Genomic DNA, 7,309 nt, shown 5'->3' with positions numbered 1-7,309 from the left:
GGGTCGTGGTCGGTGGGTCGTGGTCGGTGGGTCGTGGTCGGTGGGTCGTGGTCGGTGGGTCGTGGTCGGTGGGTCGTGGTCGGTGGGTCGTGGTCGGTGGGTCGTGGTCGGTGGGTCGTGGTCGGTGGGTCGTGGTCGGTGGGTCGCGTCGCGGCGCGTCGTGGCGCGTCGCGAGGGCCGGTCAGGTCAAGTCGCCGAGCGGGACCTTCGGGTCGGCGAGGCGGTCCCGGTCGACGACGGTGCGGTCGCGCACCAGGCGCTGCACGTCGTCGATGGTGTCCCAGACGTTGACGTGCATGCCGGCCAGCACGCGCACGCCCTTCCTTTCGGGCACGACCCAGAAGGCCATGAACTCGTTGCTCGACGGCTCGCCGCGCAGCAGCACCTCGGCGTCGCTCCCGCGGGGGACGTAGCCGGCGTACTCCAGCCCGATGTCGTACTGGTCGGAGAAGAAGAACGGGATCGGGTCGTAGGTGACGTCCTGGCCGGCCATCGAGCGGCCGGCCGCGAGGCCACCGTCGTTGGCGTTGGCCCAGTGCTCGACCCGGACGTTGGTGCCGAGGGTGACGCTGCGCCAGTTCGCGACGTCGCCGGCCGCCCACACGCCGTCCACGAAGGTGCGCAACGAGGAGTCCGTGACGATGCCGTTCTCTGTCGGGATGCCTGCGCCCTCCGCCAGCCCGGTGTTCGGGGTGATGCCGACGCCGACGACGACGACGTCGGCCGGCAGCGTGTCGCCGGACTTCGTGACGACGCCGGTCACCGCCGTCTCGCCCTCGATGCGCTCGACGCCCTCACCGAAGCGGAACTCGACGCCGTGGCCACGGTGGAGGTCGGCGAACCAGCCCCCGACCTGCTCGCCCATGACACCGAGCAGCGGCGCGGCCTGCGGCTCGATGACGGTGACGGCGCAGCCGGCGTCGCGTGCCGCCGCGGCGACCTCGAGACCGATCCAGCCGGCGCCGACGATGACGATCCGGGCGCCGTCCTTGAAGCGCGCCTTGAGCGCCTCGGACTCCTGCATCTCGCGGAGGTAGAGCACTCCGTCGAGGTCAGCGCCCGGCACGTCGAGGGCGCGGGCCGACGAGCCCGTGGCGAGGAGCAGCTTGTCGTAGGAGAGGGACTGGCCGTCGGCGAGGGTCAGCGCGTGCTGCTCGGCGTCGAGGGACGTGGCCGGCGTGCCGAGGCGCAGCTCGACGTGCTGGTCGGAGTACCAGTCGCGGTCGTGGGTGTACGCGGTCTCCATCTCGTCCTCGCCCTTGAGCACCGCCTTGGACAGCGGCGGCCGCTCGTAGGGCAGCCGGTCCTCCTCGGCGACGAGGACGATCGCGCCCTCCGTGTCGCTCTCGCGGATGCCCTCGATGGCCTTGGCCGCAGCCAGTCCGCCACCGACGATGACGTATGCCGTGCGCTCCCGCTCCCGCTGCCCGGTCGTGTCCGTGCTCGTGTCGCTCGCGTCGCTCATGTCCACACCTTCACACGCGAGCCCCCGCCCGTCGAGACCCGCCACCCGACGCCCACCCCCAGTCGAGTGCCCAGTTCCCGACGCCCACCCCCAGTCGAGTGCCCAGTTCCCGACGCCCCCACCGTCGAGTGCCCAGTTTCCGACGCCACCCAACAGTCGAGTGCCCACTTCCCGACGCCCATCCCGCACTCGAGTGCCCAGTTCCCGACGCCCATCCCGCACTCGAGTGCCCAGTTCCCGACGCCCATCCCGCACTCGAGTGCCCAGTTCCCGACGTTGGGAACTGGGCACTCGACGAGAACTCGGCGTTCGGAACTGAGCACTCGACGAAGGTGTGTCGCGCGGGGCTGGTCGCGGTCCTGGTGGCTAGGAGGTCCAGGCTCGCCAGAGGGCGGCATACTCCCCGTCACGGGCGACGAGCTCGCCGTGGCTGCCGAGCTCGGCGACCCGTCCGTCGATGACGACCGCGATCCGGTCGGCGTCGTGCGCGGTGTGCAGCCGGTGCGCGATCGCGACGACCGTGCGGCCCGTGAGCAGCGCGTTCATCGACCCCTCGAGGTGACGCGCCGTGCGCGGGTCGATGAGCGAGGTCGCCTCGTCGAGGACGATCGTGTGCGGGTCGGCGAGGATGAGCCGCGCGAGCGCGATCTGCTGCGCGCGCCCCGGCGTCAGCACCTGGTGGCCCGACCCGAGCTTGGTGTCTAGGCCGTCGGGCAGCCGCTCGACCCAGTGGAGGGCGTCGACCGCGCGCAGCGCCTCGCGCACCTGCTCGTCGGTCGAGCCCTCCCGGGCCAGCACGACGTTGTCGCGCACCGAGCCGATGAACACGTGGTGCTCCTGAGTCACGAGCGCGACCTCGGTGCGCAGCTGGTCGAGCGGCAGCGACGTCAGCTCGACCCCGCCGACCGTGACCGAGCCGGTGCGGGGACCGTGGATGCCCGACAGCAGACGCCCCAGCGTCGACTTGCCCGAGCCACTCGGACCGACGATCGCGAGCCGTTCACCGGTGCTGAGGTCGAGGTCGATGCCGTGCAGCACGTCGTGCTCGGCGCGGTAGGCGTAGCGCAGGTCGGTGCCGACGAGCTCGGGTCCGGTCGGCCGGTCCTCGCCCGCCTCGCGGTCGGGCGGCACCGTCGCGATGCCGAGCAGACGGGTCGTCGAGGCGATGCCCACCTGCACGCGGTCGACCGTGTGCACGAGCATGTCGAACGGGCCCCAGAGCGCCTCGGTGTAGAGGATCGCGGTCGTGATCTGTCCGAGCGTGGCCCAGCCCTCGGCATACCCGATCGCCCCGAGCAGCAGGACGAGCACGCGCGGCAGGCTGAAGGCGATGTCCATGACGACGAAGAGCAGGTTGCGCAGAGTCATCGTGTAGCGCTCGGCCTGACCGGAGACCTCGATGTCGTCGTCGCCGCGACGCAGACGGCGGCCGGCGAGCCCGAGCGCCTCCACGGTGCGCGCTCCCTCGACGGTCTCGGTGAGCGTGGTGTTGATGCGCGAGTAGGTGCCGCCCTCGGTGAGGTAGCCCTTCCCCGCCCGCAGCAGGTAGCGGCGCACCTGGAACAGCGCGAGGCCCATCAGCACGATCGACGGGACGGAGAGCATGGGCGAGTTGCTGACCATGGCGACGAGCGTCAGCACGACGGTGATGCTCGCGATGATCGCCTCGGGCAGGGCCCAGCGCACGCTCTCGCTCATCGTGCCGACGTCACGGGTGACACGCGTGACGAGGTCGCCGGAGCTGGCGCTCTCGACGCGGGACAGCGGCAGGCGCAGGATCGCCCGGACGATGTACTCGCGCGCAGAGGCGAGGACGCTCTGGCCCAGGACCGTCGAGGAGAACTTCGCGGCCAGGGTGAACGCGCTCTGGACGAGGACGAGCCCGGCGACGACGAGCGCGGCCGAGTTGGCCCCGGCGAGCGCCGCGTCGACACGGCCCGCCTGCACGTCGGCGACCGTGGAGTCGACGAGCTCGCCGAGCAGGCGCGGGACGAGCAGGCCGGCGGTCGCCGCCAGCGCGTTGGCGACGACGACTGCGACGACGAGGAGCCGCTCCTGCGAGAGCAGCTCGCCGATGAACCGGACGACGCGACGATTGTCGGCGATGGGCAGGCCGGTGCGGGCGTTCATCGTGTCGGCGACGAACTCCTGCGCCCGACGCTCACGCAGCAGGTGACGTCGGTGCAGGGCGCTGACGCGCTCACCCGGCGACGCGGACTCCGGCGGGCGCAGCTCGTCGGGGACGGCCGGCGCCTGGGTGACCGCGTCCCACGTGCGCGCTGACTCGGCGGCCAGCTCGTCGGGCAGCAGCGAGACCCCGCCCGGGGCGCTGAGGCCGCCGGCCGTGTCGACCGTGCTGTCGGCGCGGCTCATCGGGACTCCTCGGACAGGTTCGGCAGGGCGGTCGGGTCGGTGCTGGGGTCTGTGGTCAGGTCGATGGTCGCGTCGGCGTCCCCGCGCACGACCACCGAGCGGTATGCCGCCGAGTCCGTCAGCAGGTCGGCGTGCCTCCCACGGGCGGTGGCCACGCCGTCCTCGAGGAGGATGATCTCGTCGGCGTGGTGGAGCAGCAGGGGCGAGGCCGTCATGACGACCGTGGTGCGTCCGGCCCGGTGCTCGCCGAGACGGGCGGCGATGCGGGCCTCGGTGTGGGCGTCGACGGCGGACGTCGGCTCGACGAGGACGAGGACCTCGGGGTCGGCGGCCAGGGCGCGCATGAGCACGAGCCTCTGGCGCTGACCGCCGGACAGGCCGCGACCGCGCTCCTCGAGCTCGCCCTGCCAGCCACCCGGCAGCGCGTCGAAGACGTCGTCGGCCGCCGCGGTGTGCAGCGCCCGCTCGGCCTGCTCGCGAGTCAACCGTCCGAGCGGGTCGACGGCCGCGCGCAGCGTCCCCGCGAACACCTGTGGTGCGGTGTCACTCACGAGGATGTGACGGCGTACGTCATCGAGCGGGACGCGGGAGAGGTCGACGCCGCCGACCGTGACGCCCCACGGCTGGCGGGCGCGCTCCTCGTCCCGACGGGCCTGCTCCTCGCGGGCCTGGGCGCGGGCCGACCGCTCGCGACGCGCTGCGCGGCCCTTCATGTCCTCGGGGATCTCGTCGCTGACGAGCGCCCCCTCCTCGCTCGGGAGGTAGCGGCCGAGACGGTCGGCCAGAGCGGCGGAGTCGTCGGGCACGGCCGAGACGACCATCGTCAGGCTGCCCGGGCGGATGGTCACCCCGGACTCGCTGTCGACGATCTCGGCACCGGTGTCGAGCGTGGCCGGCTCGTCGGGGTGCACCCACGGCGCACGCTGGGAGAAGACGGCGATCGCCTTGCGCGCCGAGACGACCGAGCGGGTCCACTTCTGGGCGAACTCGACGAAGGTGCGCATCGGCTGGATGAGGAAGAGGCCGTAGCCGAGGAAGCTGACGAGCTGCCCGACGGTGAGGCGCCCCTGGGCGACCTCACGCGTGCCGAGCCACATCAGGGCCACGACGAACCCGCCCGAGAGCAGGACGCCGACGGACTCGACCGCCGCGAGCCACCGCCCGGCGGCGACGCCCGACTGGCGCACTCGCTGGGACTGGCCGGCGTAGTTGCCGCCGAAGGTCTCCTCGCCGCCGATGCCACGCAGGATGCGGAGTCCGCCGACGATGTCGGTGGCCATCGACGTCAGCTCCGAGTTGCGCGAGCGCTCGACGCCCTGCCAGCGCTGCATCGGCCGGAGCAGCGGCGTGCCGAGGAGCACGAGCAGAGGGGCCGAGACGAGCACGAGGACACCCATGCGCACCGAGGTGCTGAGCACGATCGCGGCCACGACGAGGTAGGCGGCCAACTGCGAGATGGCGCGCGTCGTGATCTCCATGAGCGCGCCGAACTGGTCGCCGTCGCTGCCCGAGACCGAGAGCACCTCGCCCGTCGGCGTGCGCCGGGTCAGGACGTGTCCGAGCTGGAGCGCCTTGCGCGTGACGAGCTTCGTCGTGCCGTAGAGAGCGATGAGCCACTCGCGGACGATCACCGTGTGGAAGGCGATGCCGCTCGCCGCGCCGAACACCGTCACCACGGCGAGGGCGACGAGCCAGCGGGTGGTGGCGGACGAGTCGCCGGTGACGATGCCGGTGTCGATCGCGCGACCCACCATCCACGGGCCGACGGTCTGCGGCACCATCCAGATCAGCGCGACGAGCAGGCCCACCCAGAACAGCACGCCGTTCTGCCGCACCATCCACCAGAGGAAGGCCCGCGGCGAGCGGGTGTCGGGCGCGTCGGCGCCGCGGTCGGTGTAGGCCCGAATCTCGGGCGGAAAGTCTCGCATGGCCTGTCCACCCTAGGTGGGTGCGCCGACAGGACCCCACCCATTTTCTGCCCGATTCGCGCAGAGCTGAGATCGTGGCTGCGCCGCCCCTGTCGAGTGCCCACTTCCCGACGCCACCCCAACGTCGAGTGCCCACTTCCCGACGCCACCCCACGTCGAGTGCCCACTTCCCGACGCCACCGCACGTCGAGTGCCCACCGGCCGGCACCATCTCCGGTGTGTCGCCACCCCGATCCCGTCGAGTGCTCGATTCCTGACGAGGAGTCGAAGGTCACGTCGACCGGACGCTGTCCACAGCCACCCGGAAATGGACGCGATCATCCACCGGTCGGAGGCTCGACCACCATGGCCGTCACCTAATCGGCACCGTGGGACGCATGGCCCTCCCAGTTCCGGACGTCCCCTTCACCGTCGCTCAAGGTCGAGCCCTCGGCTGGACCGACCGACAACTAGCGATGCTGGATCGACCCTTTCGCGGCGTTCGCTGCCTCAGCCCACCAACCGGGATCGTGGAGCAGTGTCAGGCGCTTCGGTGTGCGCTGCCGGACAACGCCTCCTTCTCGCACACCACGGCAGCAGCCCTTCACGGCCTACCGCTGTCCTACGCGCTGGAGGCGGACGACCGCCTCCACGTCATCCGACCCATCGACGCGCCCCATCTGCGTCGAGCGAATGTGGTCGGTCATCGCGCGGTCCACGCCCGGGCGGTGACGACGACTCACGGCTTGCCCGTCGTCGGCCTCGCGGACACGTGGGTGGACCTGGGCGAGCTCGCGGGACGAGGCAAACCTTTGGGTCTCGACGATGCCATCGTCATCGGTGACGCCTGCGCTACCGCACTCGAGGGCGTGGAACCCCTGAACCGGGCGCTTGCACGACGCGTCCGTCCCCGGGGGAAGGCCCTCTTGACCGAAGCGCTCGAACTGATTCGGGTCGGCTCCTGGTCCCCTCGCGAAACTCAAGCCCGAATCATGCTCGTGCGTGCAGGCCTTCCTGGGCCTGCACTGAACCGGCCCATCCCTGCCTCCTGGAACGAGGACCTCATCCTCGGATACGGCGACCTGGTGTGGGAGTTTCGCCTCCCGAGTGGCCGGGAGGTTCGGGTCATCGGCGAGTACCAAGGCGCTGAGTTCCACTCGAGCGACGAGCAGAGGGCCCACGACGCGATCCGGCGCCGACGCTTCGAGAGAGACGGCTGGGTGGTCATCGAGCTCTGGGCCACGGACCTTGCCACCACCCAAGCGCGCTGGTCCGCCATCCGCCGGTTCGCCACCGAGCTCGGCGTTCCTGAATCGTCTTTGACGCTTCAAGACACTGACCCGCACTTCTTCTCGCGTCACGCGATCGATGAGGCCATCGCCCGCACGACCGCTGGCGCTCTCGGACCGCTTGAGCCGGCCCCGTGAGACGGGCTCGGCGGAGTCGGCACTCCCTGGTCGAGTGCCCACTTGCCCACGTCGAGAAGTGAGCACTCGATAGTCGAGTGCCCACTTGGCCACGTCGAGAAGTGGGCACTCGAACGGGACGGGCGCTGACGGCATAC

Annotated in this window: 4 protein-coding genes; 1 reads left to right on the top strand and 3 read right to left on the bottom strand. The window is 71.3% G+C overall.

Annotation, left to right across the window (positions count from 1 at the left end; genetic code table 11):
* Positions 1-181: 181 nt before the first annotated feature.
* The 3 genes from IEY30_RS13065 to IEY30_RS13055 all read right to left on the bottom strand — a co-directional run bounded on the left by IEY30_RS13065 (position 182) and on the right by IEY30_RS13055 (position 5,766).
* A complete protein-coding gene (locus IEY30_RS13065; protein WP_052358469.1) occupies positions 182-1,465 on the bottom strand; it encodes an NAD(P)/FAD-dependent oxidoreductase in 1,284 nt (427 codons plus the stop codon).
* Positions 1,466-1,831: 366 nt separating this feature from the next.
* Complete coding sequence (locus IEY30_RS13060; protein WP_081920420.1) at positions 1,832-3,838, bottom strand: ABC transporter ATP-binding protein; 2,007 nt, start codon at positions 3,836-3,838, stop codon at positions 1,832-1,834.
* On the bottom strand, positions 3,835-5,766 hold the full coding sequence (locus tag IEY30_RS13055) for an ABC transporter ATP-binding protein (RefSeq protein ID WP_030196920.1): 1,932 nt from the start codon (positions 5,764-5,766) through the stop codon (positions 3,835-3,837). Before IEY30_RS13055 ends, IEY30_RS13060 begins: the two co-directional genes overlap by 4 nt.
* Positions 5,767-6,143: 377 nt before the next feature.
* Here IEY30_RS13055 and IEY30_RS13050 point away from each other — a divergent pair, with 377 nt between their 5' ends.
* Positions 6,144-7,172 carry a putative endonuclease domain-containing protein gene (locus tag IEY30_RS13050; RefSeq protein ID WP_229674981.1) on the top strand — a complete coding sequence of 343 codons (1,029 nt, stop codon included), beginning with the start codon at positions 6,144-6,146 and terminating at the stop codon, positions 7,170-7,172.
* Positions 7,173-7,309: the final 137 nt, after the last annotated feature.

The organism is Terrabacter tumescens, assembly GCF_014646815.1.
In the GTDB taxonomy this organism is placed as follows: domain Bacteria; phylum Actinomycetota; class Actinomycetes; order Actinomycetales; family Dermatophilaceae; genus Terrabacter; species Terrabacter tumescens.
The sequence above is the reverse complement of the archived record's forward strand: the minus strand, read 5'-3'. Positions and strand labels throughout refer to the sequence as shown.